Source organism: Rhizobium sp. NLR16a, from assembly GCF_017948245.1.
GTDB lineage: Bacteria > Pseudomonadota > Alphaproteobacteria > Rhizobiales > Rhizobiaceae > Rhizobium.
On record NZ_CP072871.1, the window covers coordinates 43,656 to 65,478 of the forward strand.

Annotated in this window: 22 protein-coding genes; 16 read left to right on the forward strand and 6 right to left on the reverse strand. The window is 60.9% G+C overall.

The window, feature by feature from the left end; all coding sequences use genetic code 11:
* Nucleotides 1-328: 328 nt before the first annotated feature.
* From J7U39_RS30540 to J7U39_RS30550, 3 genes are all read left to right on the forward strand, one after another.
* Nucleotides 329-2,227, forward strand: coding sequence for an APC family permease (locus J7U39_RS30540; protein ID WP_210633731.1), 1,899 nt, complete (start codon nucleotides 329-331; stop codon nucleotides 2,225-2,227).
* A gap of 74 nt (nucleotides 2,228-2,301) precedes the next feature.
* Nucleotides 2,302-2,547, forward strand: a complete 246-nt coding sequence (locus J7U39_RS30545) for a hypothetical protein (RefSeq protein WP_210633733.1) — start codon at nucleotides 2,302-2,304, stop codon at nucleotides 2,545-2,547.
* Between the two features lie 54 nt (nucleotides 2,548-2,601).
* The gene (locus J7U39_RS30550) at nucleotides 2,602-2,865 is read left to right on the forward strand and encodes a hypothetical protein (RefSeq protein WP_064712032.1); all 264 of its coding nucleotides are present in this window, start codon (nucleotides 2,602-2,604) and stop codon (nucleotides 2,863-2,865) included.
* Between the two features lie 72 nt (nucleotides 2,866-2,937).
* Here the strand turns inward: J7U39_RS30550 and J7U39_RS30555 are convergent, their stop codons facing one another.
* Nucleotides 2,938-3,738, reverse strand: a complete 801-nt coding sequence (locus tag J7U39_RS30555) for an SDR family NAD(P)-dependent oxidoreductase (protein ID WP_210633734.1) — start codon at nucleotides 3,736-3,738, stop codon at nucleotides 2,938-2,940.
* Between the two features lie 46 nt (nucleotides 3,739-3,784).
* On the reverse strand, nucleotides 3,785-4,954 hold the full coding sequence (locus J7U39_RS30560) for a zinc-dependent alcohol dehydrogenase (RefSeq protein ID WP_210633736.1): 1,170 nt from the start codon (nucleotides 4,952-4,954) through the stop codon (nucleotides 3,785-3,787).
* A gap of 269 nt (nucleotides 4,955-5,223) precedes the next feature.
* Here J7U39_RS30560 and J7U39_RS30565 point away from each other — a divergent pair, with 269 nt between their 5' ends.
* Entirely contained in the window at nucleotides 5,224-5,430 is a 207-nt protein-coding gene (locus J7U39_RS30565; RefSeq protein ID WP_210633738.1) for a hypothetical protein, read from the forward strand.
* A gap of 18 nt (nucleotides 5,431-5,448) precedes the next feature.
* Here the strand turns inward: J7U39_RS30565 and J7U39_RS30570 are convergent, their stop codons facing one another.
* Both J7U39_RS30570 and J7U39_RS30575 read right to left on the reverse strand, forming a co-directional pair.
* The gene (locus J7U39_RS30570; protein ID WP_210633740.1) at nucleotides 5,449-6,171 is read right to left on the reverse strand and encodes a metallophosphoesterase; all 723 of its coding nucleotides are present in this window, start codon (nucleotides 6,169-6,171) and stop codon (nucleotides 5,449-5,451) included.
* Between the two features lie 10 nt (nucleotides 6,172-6,181).
* Nucleotides 6,182-6,988 carry a nucleotidyltransferase family protein gene (locus J7U39_RS30575; RefSeq protein ID WP_210633742.1) on the reverse strand — a complete coding sequence of 269 codons (807 nt, stop codon included), beginning with the start codon at nucleotides 6,986-6,988 and terminating at the stop codon, nucleotides 6,182-6,184.
* Nucleotides 6,989-7,187: 199 nt separating this feature from the next.
* On the opposite strand from J7U39_RS30575, the gene J7U39_RS30580 reads away from it, so the two are divergent.
* A complete protein-coding gene (locus tag J7U39_RS30580) occupies nucleotides 7,188-7,409 on the forward strand; it encodes a hypothetical protein (RefSeq protein ID WP_210633744.1) in 222 nt (73 codons plus the stop codon).
* 190 nt (nucleotides 7,410-7,599) lie between these two features.
* A complete protein-coding gene (locus J7U39_RS30585) occupies nucleotides 7,600-7,770 on the forward strand; it encodes a hypothetical protein (protein WP_210633745.1) in 171 nt (56 codons plus the stop codon).
* A 5-nt stretch (nucleotides 7,771-7,775) separates the two neighbouring features.
* On the opposite strand, the gene J7U39_RS30590 is transcribed toward J7U39_RS30585, so the two are convergent.
* Together J7U39_RS30590 and J7U39_RS30595 are read right to left on the reverse strand one after the other, a co-directional pair.
* Nucleotides 7,776-8,801, reverse strand: a complete 1,026-nt coding sequence (locus tag J7U39_RS30590) for a Gfo/Idh/MocA family oxidoreductase (RefSeq protein WP_210633747.1) — start codon at nucleotides 8,799-8,801, stop codon at nucleotides 7,776-7,778.
* Nucleotides 8,798-9,787, reverse strand: coding sequence for a zinc-binding dehydrogenase (locus J7U39_RS30595; protein ID WP_210633748.1), 990 nt, complete (start codon nucleotides 9,785-9,787; stop codon nucleotides 8,798-8,800). The genes J7U39_RS30590 and J7U39_RS30595 overlap by 4 nt, the downstream gene beginning before the upstream one ends.
* Before the next feature lie 178 nt (nucleotides 9,788-9,965).
* Between J7U39_RS30595 and J7U39_RS30600 the strand changes: the two genes are divergently transcribed.
* The 10 genes from J7U39_RS30600 (at nucleotide 9,966) to J7U39_RS30645 (ending at nucleotide 21,690) form a co-directional block, all read left to right on the forward strand.
* On the forward strand, nucleotides 9,966-11,069 hold the full coding sequence (locus J7U39_RS30600; protein WP_210633750.1) for an SDR family NAD(P)-dependent oxidoreductase: 1,104 nt from the start codon (nucleotides 9,966-9,968) through the stop codon (nucleotides 11,067-11,069).
* Nucleotides 11,066-13,108, forward strand: coding sequence for an NAD-dependent epimerase/dehydratase family protein (locus tag J7U39_RS30605; RefSeq protein ID WP_210633752.1), 2,043 nt, complete (start codon nucleotides 11,066-11,068; stop codon nucleotides 13,106-13,108). Before J7U39_RS30600 ends, J7U39_RS30605 begins: the two co-directional genes overlap by 4 nt.
* Nucleotides 13,105-14,217: a glycosyltransferase family 4 protein gene (locus J7U39_RS30610; RefSeq protein ID WP_247241823.1), complete on the forward strand. Its 1,113-nt coding sequence runs from the start codon at nucleotides 13,105-13,107 to the stop codon at nucleotides 14,215-14,217. Before J7U39_RS30605 ends, J7U39_RS30610 begins: the two co-directional genes overlap by 4 nt.
* Before the next feature lie 2 nt (nucleotides 14,218-14,219).
* Nucleotides 14,220-15,350, forward strand: a complete 1,131-nt coding sequence (locus tag J7U39_RS30615; protein WP_210633754.1) for a glycosyltransferase — start codon at nucleotides 14,220-14,222, stop codon at nucleotides 15,348-15,350.
* Complete coding sequence (locus J7U39_RS30620; protein WP_210633755.1) at nucleotides 15,347-16,435, forward strand: glycosyltransferase; 1,089 nt, start codon at nucleotides 15,347-15,349, stop codon at nucleotides 16,433-16,435. Before J7U39_RS30615 ends, J7U39_RS30620 begins: the two co-directional genes overlap by 4 nt.
* Entirely contained in the window at nucleotides 16,432-17,532 is a 1,101-nt protein-coding gene (locus J7U39_RS30625; protein ID WP_210633757.1) for a glycosyltransferase, read from the forward strand. Before J7U39_RS30620 ends, J7U39_RS30625 begins: the two co-directional genes overlap by 4 nt.
* 12 nt (nucleotides 17,533-17,544) lie before the next feature.
* A complete protein-coding gene (locus J7U39_RS30630) occupies nucleotides 17,545-18,591 on the forward strand; it encodes a UDP-glucuronic acid decarboxylase family protein (protein ID WP_210633759.1) in 1,047 nt (348 codons plus the stop codon).
* A gap of 14 nt (nucleotides 18,592-18,605) precedes the next feature.
* On the forward strand, nucleotides 18,606-19,334 hold the full coding sequence (locus J7U39_RS30635; protein ID WP_210633761.1) for a TIGR04290 family methyltransferase: 729 nt from the start codon (nucleotides 18,606-18,608) through the stop codon (nucleotides 19,332-19,334).
* Between the two features lie 121 nt (nucleotides 19,335-19,455).
* Nucleotides 19,456-20,370 (forward strand): cytochrome c, encoded by a 915-nt coding sequence (locus J7U39_RS30640; RefSeq protein WP_210633762.1) that lies wholly within the window; start codon nucleotides 19,456-19,458, stop codon nucleotides 20,368-20,370.
* 147 nt (nucleotides 20,371-20,517) lie between these two features.
* Nucleotides 20,518-21,690 carry a helix-turn-helix domain-containing protein gene (locus tag J7U39_RS30645; RefSeq protein WP_210633764.1) on the forward strand — a complete coding sequence of 391 codons (1,173 nt, stop codon included), beginning with the start codon at nucleotides 20,518-20,520 and terminating at the stop codon, nucleotides 21,688-21,690.
* Nucleotides 21,691-21,823 lie beyond the last annotated feature (133 nt).

The following is a 21,823-nucleotide window of genomic DNA, read 5'->3' on the forward strand; positions in this document are numbered from 1 at the left end:
GTCACCTCCAGTCTCGGGGAGAACAGCTGAAAGCAGGTGGTTGTTCCCCGGCAGTGCGGCCATGGCCTTGCTAGGGCTTACACTCGTTTGCGGCCATGGCTTGCGGGTTCAACCGGATCGCAGCGCCCGTCAGCACGGCATCGATATCAGGCGCGCGTCGCAGATGGCCAATTGTTCCGCACAGTTCGCGAGTTTTGCAATATGAGCGGATGGGATCGGCGGCAGAGCGACGGCCAGCTGCCTGGGTCCTTCTATGCCCTTGGCTCCGGGAACCCGAGCGGCCGCTGGTTGTTGGTTATCGCCCCAGCCCCCGGATAAGGAATAGAGATTGAACCTCAGTACCCTCCTGTTGGGTCGGCGTCTCGCCAATCGCGAGCACGAAGACAAGAAGATCGGTTGGGTAGAAGCCGTGCCCGCCATGGGGCTGGATGGCCTCGGCTCATCATCCTATGGGCCGGAGGCAGCGCTCACCGTCCTCATTCCACTCGGCGCGCTCGGCCTGGCCCATATCGGCCCGGTGATCTTCTGCATCGTTGCTCTGCTGGGGGTTCTCTATTTCTCCTACCGGCAGACGCTCGCCGCTTACCCGACGAATGGCGGCGCCTATGTGGTGGCGAAGGAGAACCTCGGAGAATATCCGAGCCTGCTTGCCGCCGCAGCGTTGATGATCGATTACGTCCTGAATGTCGCTGTTGGCGTTTCGGCAGGGGTTGGGGCACTCGTCTCGGCGGTGCCGAGCCTTCACCCCTACATTCTGCCCCTCTGCCTTGGCATCGTCCTCCTCGTCATGCTGGCCAATTTGCGAGGAACGGGAGAGGCCGGCTGGCTATTCGCATTGCCGACCTACCTCTTCATCCTCTGTTTCCTTGGCGCCATCGGCTATGGGTTGGTGGGCATCGCTTTGGCGGAGAAGCCCACCACCCTCATTCCGCCGCCTGCCCTGGGCCCAGTCACACAGGGTGCGACCGTCTGGCTCCTCATGCACGCCTTTGCCAGCGGCTGCACGGCCATGACGGGAGTGGAAGCCGTTTCCAACGGGATGGGGTCTTTCAGAGAGCCTGTCATGCGCAACGCTTATTTCACGCTGACGATCATCGTCGTCATTCTCGGTCTGCTTCTTGGTGGTGTCGCTACCATCGCAACCGTCTTCGAGATCGGCGCAATGGATCAGACGAAGGAAGGTTATCAGAGTGTCCTGTCGCAATTGCTTGCCGCCGTCGCCGGCCACGGCGCCTTCTATTATATCGCAATGGCCAGCCTTCTCAGCGTTCTTTGCCTGTCGGCCAATACCAGCTTCGTCGGCTTTCCGCGTCTTTGCCAGATGGTTGCCGCCGACGGCTATCTGCCGAGGGCTTTCGCCCAGCCGGGCCGCCGCCTGGTGTTCACCGTCGGCATCGTGTTTCTTTCCGGCTTCGCCGCACTGCTTTTGATCGTCTTCGGAGGAATAACCGACCATCTCATACCGCTCTTTGCGATCGGCGCCTTCTTGACATTCACGATCTCTCAGGCGGGCATGACGATGCATTGGCGCCGTCAGCCCAAGAGGTACACCGCAAAGCTGGCGATGAACGCGGTCGGCGCGGTTTCGACAGGTGCGGCGCTCATCATCATCCTGATCGCCAAGTTTGCGGAGGGCGCGTGGATCACCCTCATCACGGTCCCGGTGACCATTGCCATTCTGAAATCGATCAAGAGCTACTACCGCTCGCTTCAACGCGAACTCAGGACGCCTGGTCCTATCACCGTCGAAGATATTGAGCCGCCGACCGTTCTCGTCGTAACCGAAACATGGAACAGGTTGAGCGAACGCGCCATCAAGTTCGCTCTGACGATCTCGCCCGACGTTGTCGCGGTCCATTTCATCCGTCTCGGTGGGCCTGATCTGGAGGAAGGTGAAAAAGCGCTTCGCGAGGAATGGCGCGTCGAGGTGGAAGAGCCGATCGCCGCCCACGGGCTGAAGCCGCCGCGGCTCATGCTCATCCCAGCGCCTTATCGGCAACTGCATGAGCCGCTTCTGCGGCTGATCGAAAAGCTCGATGCCGATAGTCCGGAGAGGCGGGTCGCGGTTCTGATCCCTGAAACGGTGAAAGACAAATGGTGGCAGAAGCTGCTGCACATGAACAGGGCAGGGCGGCTAAGGGCAAAACTGGTCAAGCTTGGAGGTCCCCGCCTGACGGTGGCGACGGTTCCCTGGCGACTATATCGGGAGGAGCAGGCGGCGACATGAGCGTTTTCTCACCGTGCAGCGGCGGAACTTAGTGTCCGGAGCGAAGTTGGACAGGCACCAGCAAAGAGGCGCCAATGTCCCCGAATCCACTTATATCTGAACCGGTCGAAGAGCTTGCCAGACGCCTCGAGGCGATGACCGACGACGAGTTGTTTCTGACCATGAGTGAACTGGAAACAGCGAGCAACGCTGCCGAGAACGACGCGGCGGCGGAGGTTCTCTCCCGGATCGCTTTGACCGAGGACGAGATCGAGCAGCGTTATCCTGGCCAGGTGCTCGCGCCGTATCGCGACTGGAAGCAAAGGCAGCCGCTGCTGTAACCGCGTGAGCCATGGCAGCACCATCGCTCAAAACCAAGAGGAATGGAGGCTTCAATGAGCAGTTCTGAGACGACGACGGATCACAAGAAAATCCGTAAATGGGCGGAGGAAAGAGACGGCAGGCCGGCAGCTATCCGGACCCGCGGCAAAGGCGGCGTTCTCCGGATCGATTTTGGAGAAAAGGAAGAGGAATTCGACGAGATCGACTGGGACGAATTCTTCAAGATCTTCGACGAAAACAAGCTCGCCTTCCTCTACCAGGACAAGACCAAGGACGGAAAGACGAGCCGCTTTAACAAGTTTGTCGAGCGCGACTGAGCGCTCAACCTTCTTGCCTTCTGGTCGCTGCCGTGATGACGGCGGCGACCGGTCGTTTAGGGAAACTGCCATCTATTTTATGCCCGAACCGGGCTTTGCCATCTTCGAATGCTGGTCGGCGAGCACGCTTGCCGGCGTGACGTTGGCGACGGCCGCCTGAAGCTTGTTCTTCCAGCCGCTGACGACATCACCTTCGCCATCCATCATTGCGTCATAGCCGATGCGCGCGACTTCGCCGGCATCGTCCTTCTTCGCCTGACCGATCGCCGTATCCGTAAGTCCGGCTCGCTTGAAGAATTCAGTTTCCGTCGCGCCGGGCATAAGACAACTGACAGTGACGCCGGAATCCTTCAGTTCCTCACGCAGTGCAAAGGAGAAGCTGTTGATGAAGGCTTTGGTGGCGTTATAGACGGCCTGGTAGGACCCCGGCATGAAGCCTGCGATCGAGCCCGTCAGCAGGATGCGCCCTTCGCCGCGGCTGCGCATCTGATTGCCGATCGCATGAATGAGGTGGATCGTTCCGGTGACATTGGTATCGACGACCCTGCGCGCCGCGGTGAAGTTCTGGTCGAGAAAGGCCTTGCCGAGGCCGCATCCCGCGTTGGCCATCAGCAGGTCCACCGACCGGCCGCTGGCCGTGATCCGTTCCACAAGCCGGTCCACGCCCTCGGGCGTTGAAAGGTCGGCTTCCACGGCATCCACTGCCGTGCCGAATTCCTTCAGCCGGGCCGCCGCCTGGTTGATGCGGTTCTCATCGGCGGCAATGATGAGATCATATCCATCGCGGGCTGCGCATTTCGCCAGTTCGTAGCCGATGCCCGTGGAGGCGCCGGTGACGACGGCGAGGCCCTTGCCTGCTTCCTTATCAGCCATGATCCTTCTCCTTTAGAGCCTTCCGTTCGAAGGAAGCGCAGGAAGTTTAGGGTTTCAGGACGACCTTGATGCATCCGTCCTGTTTGTCGCGGAACGTCTTGTAGAGGGCCGGACCGTCTTCCAGCGTGCCGCGATGGGTGATGACGAAGGACGGGTCGATGTCGCCCTTTTCAATACGCTCCATCAGGATGGGCAGATAATGCTGGACAGGCGTCTGGGCCATCTTGAACGTCAGGCCGCGGTTGATTGCCGAACCCATCGGGATCTTGTCGAGAAAACCGCCATAGACGCCGACGATCGAGACCGTTCCGAAGTTGCGGCAGCAGTGGATGGCCTGACGCAGCACATGCGGCCTGTCCGTTCCCATGAACATGGCGACCTTGATGCGGTCGAGGCGCGAATCCCAGCTGGCGGCCGCCTCGGCTTCGGTTCCCACCGCGTCGATGCAGGCATCCGCACCGCGGCCATCGGTCAGTTCCATGATCTGGTCGTAGACGTCCTTGTCCATAAAATCGAGGGTAATGGCGCCGGCCGCTTGCGCAAGCGCCATCCGTTCGGGCACTGCATCGATGGCGATCACCCGTTCGGCGCCGAGCAGGAAGGAAGAGCGTATTGCCATCTGGCCGACCGGGCCGCAGCCCCAGATCGCGATCGTGTCGCCAGGCTGGATGTTGCAGAAATCGGCCGCCATATAACCGGTCGGGAAAATATCGGACAGGAAGAGCACCTGCTCGTCGGAAAGCCCCGCCGGCACCTTGATCGGCCCGACATCGGCATAGGGCACGCGCAGATATTCCGCCTGTCCGCCGGCATAGCCGCCGAGCAGATGCGAGTAGCCGAACAGGCCCGCCGGCGAATTGCCCCAGAGTTTCGCGACCTTGGCTCGATCGGGATTTGAGCGCTCGCAGCCGGAATAGAAGCCGCGCTTGCAGAAGAAACATTCGCCGCAGGAAATGGTAAAGGGCACGACGACGCGGTCGCCGACCTTGAGTTTGGTATTGTCCTTGCCGACTTCCACCACTTCGCCCATCGTCTCATGACCCATGACGTCGCCGCTGTGCATCTCCGGCATGACGCCGTCGTAGAGATGCAGATCCGATCCGCAGATCGCGCAGGCCGTGACCTTGATGATGGCATCGCGCCCGTCCTGGATCTGAGGATCGGGGACGCTGTCACAGCGGATGTCGTGCTTGCCGTGCCACGTCAGAGCTCTCACGGTGGTTCTCCTCGCCGGTCGCCGGCGCATCGGCCCGAAAATCGGAATCGATTTCGGAAAAGCCCGATGCGCGGATTCAAGGTGTTAGAGCGCCTTTGAGCGTCCGAAAGGACGCGCAACGCTCTCATGGCGCTTCAACATCAGCTTCGGAAAAATGTTCCCGGCAATGCAGGGCTTTTCATGGTCAGGGTTCATAGGCTGATTCAGGGGAACCCCGGACTATGCCGTGAGTTCACTCAAAAGGGTCGCAACGTTGCAAGGAGAAGATGATGACCTCCCCCAAACATGCCAAGACCATGAAGCCAAGCGATATTGACCTTACCGACGATCCGGGCATTAGCCGCTCGCGTGGCATCGTCTCGCCGCCGGACGACGAAGCAATGCAGGCCGAAAACACCGTCGAAGGCGACACAGCCAACGATACGACGCCCCAGGGCGGTGTGGATCCGCGCCAGCGTGGACGCACCAACAAGTAGCCGTGACGCTCGGCTCAGTCAGAGCTCAAGCAACGCGTAGGGCTTTCCCGTAGGCTTCTCGATATGGGCCGCGACATTGTAGACGGGGGCGCCGCCCGGCGTCCGGCCCTCATAGGACCCCCGGTGGGCGTGGCCATGCACGACCGCACTGACGCGGAATCGGTCGATTGTTTCCGCCAACCGTGAAGAGCCGAGAAACGGATAGATTTCCAGGGGCTCGCCGGCCACCGTTTCGGCAATGGGCGCGTAGTGCAGCACGACGAGGGAGCGATCGGAGCGGACCTGGCGCATCGCGTTTTCGAGGCGCATCGACTCCTCGACGCTTTCGGCCACCATCGCCTTGATCGCCGCCTCGCCGAACGAGCCGAGCATGTGTCGCCCGAAGCCGCCCGCAAAGCCCTTGACGCCAACGAAGCCGACGCCGGCGACTTCGGCCGCCTGACCGTTGAGCAGTTTCACGCCGGCATCGGTCAGGACCCGGCAGACGTCATCGACCTGGCCGCTCTCGTGATCATGGTTGCCGAGGACGGCGACTGTCGGCACCGTGCAATGGCGCAGATCGCTCGCAAGCAGTTCGGCCTCCTTGGGCTTGCCGAGATCGGTGAGGTCGCCGGCGATGACGAGAACGTCGGCCACGGAGGAAATCTCCGCAAACAGATCCTTGTAGGACTTGGCGCCGTCTTCGGTCACATGAAGATCGGCCACCGCCGCAATTCTCACGCTCCTTCGCTGTTCATCCATTATGGTTCTCCTAATCTCCTCGCAATTCGCCTTCGCCGCCGACATCGGCAAAACCCCATTCCTTCACGTCGATTTCGAAATCCACGCGGGAATACATCCGGCCACGGCATATTTTCATTTGCGGCAACGGCAGCTCCTGCTGCGCCTTGAGCCGGTCCAGCAGTTCTTCCAGCAGCCATTGCGGAATCTTGTCTCGCTCGGTCGGGTAGATCCACCGGAAATTGAGGAGATGGATGAGGAGGACTTCCCAGTGAACTTCCAGGTAAGCCAGCAGCTTGCGCCAATCGATGGAATCATGTGCCTTCAAGAGGACGTGCGCGATATCGGCGCCATCATAGCGGTGGCGCAGTTGGACAAAGCACTTCGACCAGACGAGTTCGGTCGGGCTGACGATCCTGACCGTGTGGCCGCACATCTTGACCCTGCGCGCATCCTCGAACCAGTCGTCGCCGACCGGCATCGTTCCGTTGGAGGAGGCAAAGATGACGTCGAAGAAATGGTTGCCCTTGAAGACCTTTCCGAGCCAGCGCTCGTCCTCGACTTCGACCGTGTAACCCTTTGCCTTGAAGTGGCCGAGGATGCGCGCGTAGTCGCCCGCTTTGCAAAAAATGTCGAAGTCCTTCGTCTGGCGCGAAATGCCCGTATAGGCGCAGACAGCATAGGTGCCGGCGACCAGAAACGGGATCTGCGATCCGACGAGTTCTCGGACGGCCCGGGTCACGAACGGCTCGGCGTCGGGATCGATGAGTTCCGGAACCGCCTTCACTTTCATGAGCGAATTGTCGTTTTTGTCTCTTTCGGCACTTCGAGCGGTCATCGTCGATCCCAGCAATTGATACGCAAAGCAACACCTGGATGGCTTCTATGTTCCGCCGAGCCCGTCGGGGCGATGTACACGCGATAATCGCAGGGGGGCGACAAAAGCTGCCGAATTATCCGGAACTTCGCTACCGGCGCGTCGTTTGGACCATGACAAGCATCGCAGAAACGTTCCCGAGATCTGAACGGAGGATGTCATGGACAAGCGAGCGAAAATATCCACCGGCACCAATGACAGGCCCAGAAACGAGACTATTGCTGAAAGCGGCCCCGGCATTCCCGATGACAGCGGCCGGATGGTTGAGGTGCCGGATGCGGAAGCAAGGCGCATGAAAGCGTCGCTGCTGCGCGATCGGCTCGACGAACTCAAGGAGAAGCTCGATGAGGAGACGGAGCTTCCGCAACGGGGCGCGCCATGAGCGAGGTGAGGAAAGGCGGCTCTTTTCCTTCAGGAATGAGCCACGATAACTCCCAACCGCCACGGCGCATGCTGATATGCGTGGTCACCATTTTTATGATCGCCTGCCTTGTCGCACTCGCATTCACATGGATGAGGCATCCCGGCAAACCCGGCGAGACATCACCTGCGGCCACGACGGAGCAGACACGATGAGCGAGGGGGATAAAGATCCGGTTCAGCGGCCGTCGTCCTCTTCCGTCGGCAGGCGCGCCAGGCTCAATGCCGGCAGAATAGCCCTGATCCTGGTCGGCACGGTCGCCGTTGTCGCATTCACCCTTTATGCGACGATCGTTCTCTATGGCCTCGTCAAAGGCTCCTAGATCGATCACATGCCGGCGCCATAGATGCCGTCGATTGCCTCCGCGACCGCGATGAAATTCTCGCACGCGGGATCGTGGCGCTGGCCTCCGGCGAGCTTTCTTGCCCAATCCACGGCAGCCCGTCCGCCCCATTCATCGGGAGGGAGGGCCAGAGTTTCGCTCGAAGTGCCGGACATCCTGACGGCCGTAAAATCATAGAATGAGCCATCGACATTTCTGAACGAGGCGCCTCCCTCGGTTCCGAAGAAATCAGCGCGGATCTCGGCGTCACAGCCGGCGTTGAGGCGCCAGGAGCATGTCAGACGGATGATTTCGCCGCCTGCAAGCGTCAGCGTTGCGGTCGCAAAATCCTCGACCTGACCCTTGCTTTCGAGCCTTTTCCCACCCGCTCTCAATGCGCTCGTGACGTTGGTGACGGAGGGAAAATCGAGGCACCATAAGGCCAGGTCGACGAGGTGAACCCCGAGATCGATGACGCAGCCGCCGCCGGACTGGTTCTTGTCGTAGAACCAGGGCTTGTCGGGGCCATAGGCGTTGTGGAAGGTCAGATCGGCCGCAAAGATCTTTCCAAGAGCGTTCGCGCGGATGAGCTGACGGATCTGCTGCATGCCCTGCGTGTGTCGATAGGAAAGGTCGACGCCAAGCAGCCTGTCGGCGGTTCTGGAAGCATCGACGACGGCCCTGACCTCGGACGCCGTTCGGCCAAGCGGCTTTTGGCAGAAGACGGCAAAGCCCGCACCGAGGGCGCGGATGGACTGTTCGGCATGACAGGCGCTTGGCGTGGCGATCACGATGCCGTCGAGCTCCTGTTCCAACAGCGCGTCCAGATCGGCGACGATCCTGGCATCCGGGGCAAGCGCCAGGGCCTCTCGTGCCATATTTGCGGAGGGGTCGGCGACGGCGACGGCCTCGGCAACGCCGCTCCCGAGGATCGCTTTCATCCGATGCCGGCCGATCCAGCCTACGCCGAGAAAGCCGAGCTTCAGCCGTCTGGCGGTCGCCGCATGTTCTCCGGAGATCCACGTCTTCATGAATATTGCACCAGAGCCTTGAGGAAACCGTCCGGCCGGTCGCGCGTCGTGTTGAGGGCGTCGTCCAGCCTTTCCAGCGGATAGCTATGGGTGTAGAGCGGCTGCGGATCGATCCGACCTTGGCGCACGGCTTCTATGGCGTCGCGAATGCCTTTGATATAGACGGCCGGCTCGCGCTCATGAGCGTTGATGACATCGAGGCCGCGCCAGTTCCAAAGCTGCATGTTGATTTGGCGGGGCCCATCCTGGTGATAACCGGCGATGATCAGTCGCCCCCGTTCCTTCGTAAGCTCGCCCGCCAGGTCGAGCGGCCATTGTTTGCCGACGGCTTCAATGACGCAATCGCAGAATTTTCCGTCCGTGAGTGCTTTAACCTGTTCGATGATGCGCCAATGATCGTCCATGGGAATAGTCTCGGCCGCTCCCATCTCTCTCGCCACCTCAAGGGAATAGGGCCGGCGCGAGATGGCGATCACCCTTGCGCCCGCAGCCGCGGCAAGCCGGGTGAGGAGGGCGCCCAAGAATCCGATGCCGATGATGGCGACGGATTGGCCGCTCTCGATGTTGCTGCGGCCGAAGATGTTCATGGCGCAGCCGAGCGGTTCGCCCGGAAAGGGCTTGCCATCCAGCTCCTTCGGCAGTGATGCGACCATCGAGGCATCGGCAATGTCGTGCGTGGCGTAGGCATGGTAGGAAAGAGCAGCAACCCGCTCTCCCATCCGGATTCCCGTCACATCGGGGCCTATGGCGTCGACAATGCCCCAGCCCTCGTGACCTAACCCGCCAGCTTCGGTGGGGAACGTCATCCAGTCCGGCCCGGCCCAGGGCGTGAGGTTCGAGGCGCAGACGCCGCATCCTTCCAGTTTCACCCTGACCTGGCCCGGACCGGGTTCCGGCAAGGGGCGGGTATCCACCGAGATACGTCCGGGGCCGGTGACGATGGCCGCCCGCATGAGCCCGGTCTTCTGTGTCGCCGCAATGTCCATAAGATGTCCTCCAATGTGGCATCCCTAGAACAAAAGGCCTCCCGAAGAGTTCCGGTAGAGGTCAAAGAAGCATAGATGATGAAGTCAATAAAGATGTCATTGAAGAAGGAACTTTTCCATTCGCGTTCGGTTCGGCGCCTATCTCCGAAGCCAATTATTCAACCGGACGGATCTCATAATGACGATTTTGATAACTGGAGGATGCGGCTTCATTGGTCGCCACGTTGCCGAAGAACTTCTGAAAAATGGCTACGACGTGCGCATTCTCGATGCGCTGATCGACCAGGTGCATGGCGACGCCGAAGTCAGCCTGCCTGATGGAGCCGAGATCATCCAAGGCGATGTCAGAGACAAGGACGCCGTGCGCGCGGCGCTTGCCGGTGTGAACGGCGTCATCCATCTCGCCGCCGAAGTCGGCGTCGGACAGTCGATGTACGAAATTGCCCGCTACGTCGGCTGCAACGATCTCGGCACCGCGGTGCTCCTGGAAGCCATGATCGGCCTCCCCGTCAAGACGATCGTCGTCGCCTCATCGATGAGTGTCTATGGAGAAGGGCTCTATCGGACGGTCGATGGAAAGCGGCTCGGCTTTGTCAGGCGGCGCATGCAGCATGTCAAGCAGGGCCGGTGGGATCCGCTTGACCAGGACAACCGGCCGCTGACACCGGTCGCCACCGACGAGGAGAAACCGGTCGATCTTGCGTCCATCTACGCTTTGACGAAATACGCCCAGGAGAGGCAGGTTCTGATTTTCGGTGAAGCCTACGGGCTTGATGCCGTCGCCCTGCGTCTCTTCAACGTTTTCGGCGCGGGCCAGGCGCTTTCCAATCCTTACACCGGCGTGCTCGCCAATTTCGGTTCGCGTCTGGCCAACGGTCAGCCGCCGATGATCTTCGAGGATGGCAGGCAGCGGCGCGATTTTGTCCATGTCCGCGACGTGGCGACAGCTTTCCGCCTGGCTCTGGAAAAACCCGCAGCCGCCGGTCACGTGCTCAATATCGGCAGCGGCCAGGCCTATTCGATCGCCGATGTCGCAACGCTTCTCGCCGATGCCATGGGCGTGCCCGAGATTGGCCCGGACATCATGAACAAGGCGCGTTCGGGAGACATTCGCAATTGCTTCGCCGACATTTCCAAGGCGCGCGAACTGCTCGGCTTCGAACCGAAATATCGTCTCGAAAATGCCCTCGCTCCCTTCGCCGAATGGGTGCGGCAGACCGGGGCGGTCGACCGTGGCGCCGAAATGAAGCGGCAACTGGAAGAGCGGGGGCTGGTTTCATGAACAAGGCCGGTTCTCGAGCATCCGATCACCAGGAGACGAGGCAGTTCGGTTTCGTCGAATGGTTCCGGCCCGGAGAATATGAGCGGGCTGAGGTCGCGCTGCCGGACATTCTGGAAAGTGGCGCCAGTTATCTCCGCACGCATCTTTCCTGGGCGGAATATCTGGCGCCCGGCGGCCAGCAATGGTTCGATTGGCTGATCCCGCGTATCGGCAGTGAAATCGATCTTCTGCCGTGCATACACTATACCCCGCCTTCCCTGTCCCGGACGGGCAGGTCTTCGGGCCCGCCGATCGATCTCAAATCCTATGCCGACTTCGTTGATCATGTCCTGACGCGCTATGGCCGCTATATCAGCCATATCGAGCTCTGGAACGAACCGAACAACCTGCTTGACTGGGACTGGCGCCACGACAGCGACTTCCTGCTTTTCTGCGAAATGGTCGGAGGCGCCGCCTACTGGGCGAAGCAGAGGGGCTACAAACCGGTGCTTGGCGGCCCGTGCCCCTTCGATCCCTATTGGCTCAATCTGATGGGTACGCGCGGCGTGCTCGGCGTGGTCGATGCGGTCGGCTTCCATGGCTTTCCCGGAACCTGGGACAGCGAGGAGGCAAGCTGGGGCGGCTGGGACATGCATCTCGGAGAGATGCGTGGGATTATCGATCGTTATAATGCCGATGCGGAAATATGGATCACCGAAACCGGCTACTCCACCTGGCGCAATGACGAGATCGAACAGGCGCGGCGCTTCATCAAGGCCCTGAACGTGCCGGCCGATCGCATGTACTGGTATTCCTGGTGCGACGTGCCGCCGGATGTTCCGGTTCAGGAAGGCCTGTGGTTTGATCCCAGGCATTATCATCTGGGGGCTGTCAGCCACGACAACAAGCCGAAGCTGCTTGCCCGCCTTCTCACGGAAGGAGGCGTCAAGAGGCTGGAGGAGGTCGCGGCCCTTGCCGCTCCCAACATCGCCTCCGGCGCCGCGCCAATCGTCGTCACCGGCGGCAGCGGGTTTGTCGGTTGCAATCTCGCCGACAGCCTGCTCAGCGACGGCGAGGACGTCATCATTCTCGACAGTCTGGCACGATCGGGAGTCGATCAGAATCTTTCATGGCTGAAGGAGCGGCATGGCGGACGGGTGCATCCGGTGCTCGCCGACGTTCGCGATCTGCTGGGCATCGAGGCAGCCTTCAGGGATGCCAAGGCCGTGTTCCACTACGCTGCACAGACGGCGGTGACCACCAGCCTCGTCGACCCGCTCGAGGATTTCGAAACGAACGCGCGCGGTACCCTCAATGTGCTGGAATCGGTGCGCAGGGCAGGCAAACGGGCTCCGGTCATCTTTGCCAGCACCAACAAGGTCTATGGTGCTCTCGACGATCTCGGCCTGGTCGAACTCGGCGATCGTTATCTTCCCGAAGACGAGACCGTCAGGACGCAAGGAATCGGCGAGGATCGGCCGCTTGATTTCTGCACGCCTTACGGATGTTCGAAGGGTGTGGCCGATCAGTATATCCTCGATTACGCGAAATCCTACGGCATCCCTGCCGCCGTCCTGCGGATGAGCTGTATCTATGGGCCGCGCCAGTTCGGCACCGAGGACCAGGGCTGGGTGGCGCATTTCCTGATCCGGGCACTCGGCGGGGAACCCATTTCAATCTATGGAGACGGCAAGCAGGTGCGGGACATTCTGCATGTCGATGATGCCGTCGCTGCCTATCGGGCGCTGCTTTCCAATATCGAGCGGGTTAGCGGCAAAGCATTCAACCTCGGTGGCGGACCGCGCAACGCCGTCAGCGTGCTCTCGGTGCTGCGCGAGATCGAAGTGTTTGCGGGTCGGCCTGTCGAAACCAGCTTTGGCCCATGGCGCGCCGGCGACCAGTTCTATTTCGTGGCCGACACGACGAGACTTGAACAGGAAACCGGCTGGCAAGCCGGAATCGGATGGCGTCATGGTTTGCGGCACCTCGCCGAATGGCTGATCGCCCATCGTTTCGGCGGCCGGCAGATCCGCAGGGAAAAGCGGAAGGTGTCGGCATGAGCGGACACGACCGGAGCAACAGGCATCGCCGCGTGCTGATGACGGTCGACGCCATCGGCGGCGTCTGGCGTTACGCCATGGACTTGGGCGCAGCCCTGAAATCGAACAACATCGAGGTTGTCTTTGCCGGGCTGGGGCCTTTCCCGGCAGACGACAAGGTCGCCGAGGCCGGCCGGGTCGGCAAGCTCGTCTGGCTGGATGCGCCGCTCGACTGGACGGCCCAGACTGAAGAGGCCGTTGCCGAAGTTCCGCGGCTGATCGCCGATCTCGCGCGCCGCGAACAGGCCGATCTTCTGCATCTCAATCTGCCGTCGCAAGCGGCGGGCATGCAAACAAACCTGCCGATTGCGGTGGTTTGCCATTCCTGTGTCGTCACATGGTTTGCCGCTGTCCGCGGACGCGAAGTGCCGCCGGACTGGCAGTGGCAGTACCGGCTGAACCAGGAGGGCTTTGCATGCGCGGACACGGTCATCGCGCCAAGCCACAGCCATGCGAGAGCGATGGAAGCGGCCTATGGAACGATCGGAAATCTCCAGGTCGTTCACAACGCCAGCGCCCTTGCGGTTTCCGACGAACCCAAGCAGGACTTTGTTCTTGCCGCCGGGCGCTGGTGGGACGACGGCAAGAACGGGGCCGTGCTGGATGATGCTGCAGCGATGACGCGCTGGACGGTGGCGGCGGCCGGCGCGACCACCGGTCCCAATGGGCAGAACATGCGATTTCGCCATGCCGATCACCGCGGCGAGCTTTCGCATGAGCGGATGAGCGCCTTGACGCGGCAGGCGGCCATCGTCGCCTCGCCGTCGCTCTACGAGCCTTTCGGTCTAGCCGCTCTCGAAGCGGCGCGGGCGGGCGCGGCCTTGGTGCTTTCTGATATTCCCACCTATCGCGAGATCTGGGACGGAGCCGCTCTCTTTGCCGATCCGCATCGCCCCGATGTCTTCGCCGATGCTTTCAATTCTCTTGCCGGCGATCCGCAGCAGCGCGCCGCGCTCGGACGAAAAGCGCGTGCTCGCTCTGCCGGCTTCAGTGTCAAGGCTCAGGCAGAGGCGATGCGCTCGATCTATTCCGGCATGTGCGCCCGCGGTTTTTCAACAGCAGCGGAGTGACCATGAAGTTCCTTTTTTACACTCATTCACTGGTTTCCGACTGGAATCACGGCAATGCCCATTTTCTTCGCGGCATCATGCGCGATCTCCAGCGGCGCGACCATGAGACGCTGGCGCTGGAGCCGCAGGATGCCTGGAGCCGGGCCAATCTGGTGAGGGACCAGGGGCCGGCTGCGGTCGAGGCATTTCACCAGGCATTTCCGCAGCACCGTTCGCGAACGTATGGTGTCGAATTCGACCATGAAGCAGCGCTTGCCGATGCCGACGTCGTCATCGTCCACGAGTGGACGGAACCGCAATTGGTCGAGAGGCTCGGCCGCATCCGGCGCAATGGCGCAACCTTCACCCTGCTTTTCCACGATACGCATCATCGGGCCGTCTCCGCCGAGGGCGATATCGCAGGGCTGGCGCTTGACGACTATGATGGGGTGCTGGCCTTCGGACAGACGCTGCGCGAACGTTATCTCAGAGCCGGCTGGGGGAAATCCGTCTTCACTTGGCACGAGGCGGCCGACGACACGCTGTTTCGACCGTTGCCGGAGATCGAGAAAGCCGGAGACCTCATCTGGATCGGCAACTGGGGCGACGATGAACGGTCCGCCGAAATCGGCGAATTCCTGGTCCGCCCCGCAAAAGATCTCGGCTTGAACACGGTCGTGCGCGGCGTCCGCTATCCCGGCCATGCATTGGACGAGCTTCGCGAGGCCGGCATCGCCTATGACGGCTGGATCGCCAATGCCGATGTGCCCATGGCCTTTGCCCGTCACAAAGCAACGATTCACATTCCGCGGCGGCCCTATATCGAACATCTGCCGGGGATTCCGACCATCCGCGTCTTCGAGGCGCTCGCCTGCGGAATACCCCTGATCTCGGCGCCCTGGAATGACGCTGAAAATCTCTTCGAACCTGGCAGGGACTATTTGGTCGTCGGTGATGGCGAGGAGATGAAGAAAAGTCTGCGTGACGTCCTCGCCGATACCGATCTGGCTGCGAACCTTGCCGCTGCCGGCCTCGAAACGATCAAGGCTCGTCACACCTGCCGCCACCGCGTCGACGAGCTTTTTGCCATCCTGGCGCGCTGCGGCACGCATAGGGTCACCGCAAACCTGCAATCCAGGGAGGCTGCCGAATGAAGATCGCCTTTTACGGATCGAGTCTCGTCTCCGCCTATTGGAACGGCGCCGCCACTTATTATCGCGGCCTTCTGCGAGCGCTGGCGGAGAAAGGTTACGACATCACCTTCTACGAGCCCGATGTCTATGATCGGCAGAAGAACCGCGACATGGATCCGCCGGACTGGTGCAGGGTCGTCGTCTACGAAGGGACGATCGACGCCCTCAAGGCCGTCACCAGCGAGGCGTCCGAAGCTGATATCGTCGTCAAGGCGAGTGGTGTCGGCTTCGAGGACGATCGGTTGCTGGAAGAGGTGCTTCGCAACGCACGGCCGCACGCGCTGAAGATCTTCTGGGACGTGGACGCGCCGGCGACGCTTGCCGAACTCAGGACCAACCCCGATCATCCGTTGCGCCGCGCGCTCGCCGGGCTTGATCTCGTGCTGACCTATGGCGGCGGCGACCCCGTCGTGAACGCATATCGTTCCGTCGGAGCGGCCGAATGCGTGCCGATCTACAATGCGCTGGACCCGCAAACGCATCATCCGGTGCCGCAGGATGACCGCTTCGCCGCCGACCTCGGGTTCCTTGGCAACCGCCTGCCGGACCGCGAGGCGAGGGTCGAGCATTTCTTCCTGGAAACGGCGTCGCGTCTGCCGAACCGAACGTTCCTGCTTGGCGGTTCCGGCTGGCAGGGCAAGCCGATCTCGTCAAACGTCCGCTATATCGGTCATGTGCCGACGCGCGATCACAACGCTTTCAACGTGACGCCGATGGCGGTCCTCAACATATCGCGCGCCAGTATGGCGGAGAATGGTTTTTCCCCTGCGACACGGGTCTTCGAGGCGGCCGGCGCCGGGGCTTGCCTCATCACCGACTACTGGGAAGGCATCGATGTCTTTCTGAAGCCCGGGGAGGAGGTCCTGGTCGCGCGCGACGGACAGGACGTGGCTGCCTTGCTCAGCGGCCTGTCGCACCAAGCCGCACGGGAAATTGGGGAAAGGGCGCGCCGGCGCGTTCTGGCCGAACACACCTATGTCAATCGCGCCGAAACGGCAGACGAGATTTTTCGCGCCCGTCTTGGCGCGCGGGAGGCGGCTGAATGACGAGATCGCTCGATATCGTTTTCCTCGGACTCTCCCTTTCCTCTTCCTGGGGGAATGGTCACGCCACGACCTATCGCGCCCTGATCAAGGGGCTTCGGCAGGACGGCCATCGGGTCCTGTTCCTGGAGCGGGACGTGCCCTGGTATGCCAGCCACCGGGACCTGCCATCGCCGGGCTTCTGCGAGCTTGCCTATTATTCCGATATCGGCGCAATGATCGAGCGTCACGGTGAAAGGCTCGGCAAGGCCGATGCCGTCATCGTCGGATCCTACGTCCCCGATGGTGTGCCGCTCATCGACAGGCTCGAGGCGCTGGAGCCGAAACGCCTCTGCTTCTATGACATTGACACGCCGGTCACCCTCGCCAAGCTCGATCGCGGTGACGAGGAATATCTGGCGCTGCGCCAGATTCCTTTATTTGACACCTACTTCTCCTTCTCCGGAGGAAGGGTGTTGACGCGGCTCGAACAGAGATATGGCGCGCGCAGGGCCATCGCGCTCTATTGTTCGGTCGACGAGGGCCGCTATGCCGATACCGGCGAGCCCACTTGCTGGGATCTCGGCTACCTCGGAACCTATAGCCCCGACCGCCAACCGACACTGGAGCGGCTTCTGCTGGAGCCGGCGCGCCGCCTGCCGTCGATGCGCTTCGTTGTCGCCGGGCCGCAATATCCCGCCGGGATCGAATGGCCGGCCAATGTCGAGCGCATCGAGCATCTGCCGCCTGCCGATCACGCAAGCTTTTACAGCCGGCAGCGGTTCACGCTGAACGTGACCCGCAGCGATATGATTGCCGCGGGCTGGTCTCCCAGCGTGCGGTTGTTCGAGGCTGCCGCCTGCGGTGCGCCGATCATCAGCGATTTATGGCAGGGTCTCGACGAGCTGCTGCCGGACGGTAAGGCCTTGTTCGTTGCGCGCGCGCCGGAGGATGTCGTGGCGCTGCTGACGGAGCTTCCCGACAGCGACCGCCTGGCCGCCGCCGCAGCAGCGAGAAAGCTGGCGATGAGCAGTCATACCGGTGTCGCACGTGCCGGCGAGCTCGTCCGGGCTCTTTCCGATCGGCCCGCCAAGCGAGCTTTCGACCGTATCTCAGCGTGAAGGAGAGTATCGATGCTTCAAGCCAATCGTCGCGGAAAAGGCAAGACTGTTCTGGTGGCAGGAGGCGCCGGCTTTGTCGGCTCGCATCTATGCGATGCTCTGCTCGGCCGTGGCGACAGCGTCATTTGCGTCGACAGCTATATTACCGGCTCGCGGGACAATGTCAGGCCGTTGATGAACCATCCGGGCTTCCGGCTCATCGAACAGGATATCTGCAAATTCATTGAAATCGGCGAACCGCTCGACCAGATCTATAATCTGGCCTGCGCCGCGTCCCCGCCGCAATACCAGGCGGATCCCGTTCACACGATGATGACGTGCGTCGCCGGCACGGGCAATCTGCTGGCGCTTGCCGAGCGGCACCGGGCCGCCTTTCTCCAGGCCTCGACGAGCGAGGTCTATGGCGATCCCGCCGAGCATCCGCAAACGGAAGACTATCGCGGAAATGTCAGCTGCATAGGACCGCGCGCTTGCTATGACGAGGGAAAGCGCGCCGCCGAAGCTCTTTGCTTCGATATGCTGCGCGCGGGCCGCGTCGATGTGCGGGTCGCCCGCATCTTCAACACCTATGGGCCGCGAATGCAGGCAAATGACGGCCGGATCGTCTCCAACCTGATCGTGCAGGCCCTCTCGGGGAAACCGCTCACCATCTACGGAAGCGGCATGCAGACCCGATCCTTCTGCTACGTCAGCGATCTTGTCGGCGGCCTCAAGGCGCTGATGGATGTGCGGCCGAACCCTGGCGTGCCCGTCAACCTCGGCAATCCCGGGGAGTTCACCATCAACGAGCTTGCGCAGATGATTCGATCGATGGTGCCGGTGCGAACGGCTGTGGCCTACCGACCTTTGCCGAAGGATGATCCTCAACGCCGCCGGCCCGATATTTCCCGCGCGACAGAACTTCTCGATTGGCAGCCGACGGTGCCCCTTGCCGAGGGGCTCAGATATACGATCGACTGGTTTGCCGCCAATTTGGACGATCGTCCCCGTAAACGCGTCGCTGCGCCTCGCCGTCATCGCGCCGCGGCTGCCTCGCAGGCCGCCCCCTTGGACAACTGACGCGGATGCACACGATGGTGAACCTGCAACAGCGTATCAATGAACTGGGCCCCTGGTTTCAGAATATGCGGTTCGGAGAGATCGAAACCGCGCCGGACCATTTTCTCGGCGACTATCCGGCGTTCAAATGGGAAGGCTTCAAACATGTCGTGCCCAAGGATCTGGAAGGACGCAGCGTTCTCGATATCGGCTGCAATGCAGGCTTTTATGCGCTCGAAATGAAGCGCCGCAACGCCGGGCGGGTGTTAGGCATCGACAGCGATCCACGTTATCTCGAGCAGGCCCGCTTCGCCGCCGATCATTTCGGCCTCGATATCGAGTTCAGGCAGATGTCGGTTTACGAGGTGTCGAAACTTGGCGAGAGGTTCGATCTTGTGATCTTCATGGGCGTGCTTTACCACCTGCGCCATCCGTTGCTGGCACTGGATCTGCTCCACGAACATGTGGCTGCAGACCTCATGCTGTTCCAATGCCTGCAGCGTGGTGAAGAGCGGATTGCCACGCTGGAAGAGGATTACGACTTTTCGGAATGGAAGGTTTTTGACCGGCCGGATTTTCCGAAGCTGTTCTTTGTCGAAGAGCGTTATGCTGCCGATCCCACCAATTGGTTCATTCCCAACAAGGCGGCGGTCGAAGCGATGCTGCGCAGCTCGGGTTTTGTCATCGAGGCCAATCCCGAGCGAGAAGTTTATCTCTGCCGCCTGGGGCGGCGGCCATATATGGTCGAGCCGCCGCCCGGTTGAGGTGTTCATCCAGAGCGATTGAGCTTTTCACGGAAATGCGAAACCGCTCTAAGTTGTCGTTCGCAACTCCGGACGGAAAACTGTTTCATAGTTTTCCCGGAATTGCTCTAGCGGGTCCAGAATGGTGAAAGGTGCCCGATTGTTTTCGACCGCTGTCGCCGCGGTCCTCCTTGTCTGCCTCGCAACCTGGCTGCTGACGAGGCCGCATCCACGCTTCGCTGCCGGCGATCCCACGCTGACGCCGGGGGATGCCGAGCGCGGCAGAGTGGTCTTTGCTGCAGGCGGCTGCTCCTCCTGTCATGCTTCCCCCGGTCAGCCGGACCGCTTAAGGCTCGGAGGAGATCTTGCCCTGGCCTCACCCTATGGAACCTTCAGAGTTCCCAATATCTCGTCCGACCCAGAGGCCGGTATCGGATCGTGGTCGGTTGCCGATCTCGCCAACGCGCTGATTTCAGGGGTCTCTCCCTCAGGACAGCATTATTACCCGGTATTCCCCTATCCCAGCTACACGGGGATGACTCTCGGCGACGTCAGAGATCTATACGCCTTTCTGCATACGCTTTCGCCCGTGCCGGAGCGCCCGCAGCCACACGATATTTCCCCCTTGTTTCGCATCCGCCGCTTCGTCGGCTTCTGGAAGCTTCTGTTCTTCCACGAAGGCAGATCGGAAGCAGCGCTGAGCGGCGATCCCGTGCATGATCGCGGTGCCTATCTCGTGGAGACGCTCGGTCATTGCGCCGAGTGCCACTCATCCCGCAACATATTCGGCGCGTTAAAGCCAAAAACCAGGTTCGCCGGCGGAGTGAGTTCTGAAGGTGTCGGCTTCAACCCTAACATCACGCCGACAGGTATCAGCTCGTGGTCGGAGCAGGATGTCGCCGAAATGCTTCACAGCGGCAGGACGCCGGGTCACGGCTATGTCGGCTGGTCCATGGCGGATGTGGTCGAGAATACGGCGGAGCTCCCGGAGGCCGACCGGATGGCTATCGCCCGATACCTGAAGTCGCTGCCGCCGCGCCCGACGTCCCATCCTTGATGCGTATCGCCGATCGAGTGATATTGAAGAACGCGAGAACGGGGGGATTAAGCTATTATTGATGCAACGTCATCAGGTTGGGCGACGGAACAGTGCAATGGCCGCAACGTTTTGAGTGAACAGGTATGATGTGAGAGGCAGATCGTCATGAATACGGCTTTTGACGAACTCGCGCAAAAGGCTGTCCTGGTCGTCGAGGACGATTACGCTCTCGCCAGCGAACTCGCATCGAAGCTGACAGCAACCGGAATCAAGATAGTCGGGCCTGCACCGAGCGTCGAACGAGCGTTGCAATATATCGAAGATTCCCAAATTGAAGTGGCCATTCTGGACATCAATCTCGGTGGAACGATGGTGTTCCCTGTCGCCGATGCGCTGGCTAAGCGCAATATCCCGTTCTTCTTCGCAACCGGCTACAGCCGTGATGTCGTGCCTCCCCGCTTTGCGGATCGGATTTTCGTGGAAAAACCGCTGGACACGAGCGCGATTTATACTGCCCTTTCCGAGTGCCGAGGTTCGACGGCGAGGTCATCAGGCGGTCAGAAGAATCTCGTTCTTTCCGCTCTTTCTCCGCGAGAAGATGATCTTATCCGGCCGCTTCTCAAGCAGGTTCAGCTGGTTCAAGGCGAGGTTCTTGAAAGGCAGTTTGGAGAGATCACGACGGTTTCCTTCATTGAAAGCGGGACGGTCTCGCTGGTCGCCTCGTCGCTGGATGACTCACAGGTAGAGGTTGGCCTTATCGGGCGTGAAGGGGTAACCGGCACGGGGTTGTTGGAGGGCGATTGGCGCACTCCCTACAAGCTTGTGGTGCAGACCGAAGGAACCGCGCAGCGCACCGACGTCGACAGCTTCCTTCGTCTGACGCAGAGGGCACCGCAGTTGCGATCGCTTTCATCAACGTTTTCAAGGACGCTCGCAATTCAAATTGGTTATACGGCCCTCGCCAACAGCCGATATTCCATCGAACAGAGACTGGCCCGTTTGCTGCTTATGCTCGATGATCGATCGGAAGGCCAGGTGCTGCTTCTGACCCACGAGCATATATCTTCGATGCTCGGCGTCCGGCGTTCAGGAGTTACGGGCGTACTTCCAATTCTAGAAGGCGAAAAACTCATCCGGTCGGTACGAGGAAAGGTAATCGTCCTCGATCGCGAGGGCCTCATTCTCAAGGCCAGTGGTTCTTATGGCATTCCGGAGGCGGAATACGAGCGGTTGATGGGGTTTTCATTGCGGGGTGGCGAGAATGTTAGAAGGGCGCATGACCAATCACGTCCTCACTTCTACAACCCCCAAATACCGGGTAGGAATAGCCGCTCCTAAATCACAGTGGCGAAAATTGCTGAATTTCGTCACAGACGGGGATCCCATTGGAGGGCAAGTTTTGCACGCCGCAATCGTTCGACCCCAACCCCGTTTTTGGGACGCGCAAAGACTTTTGCAGCGGATGCTGTCG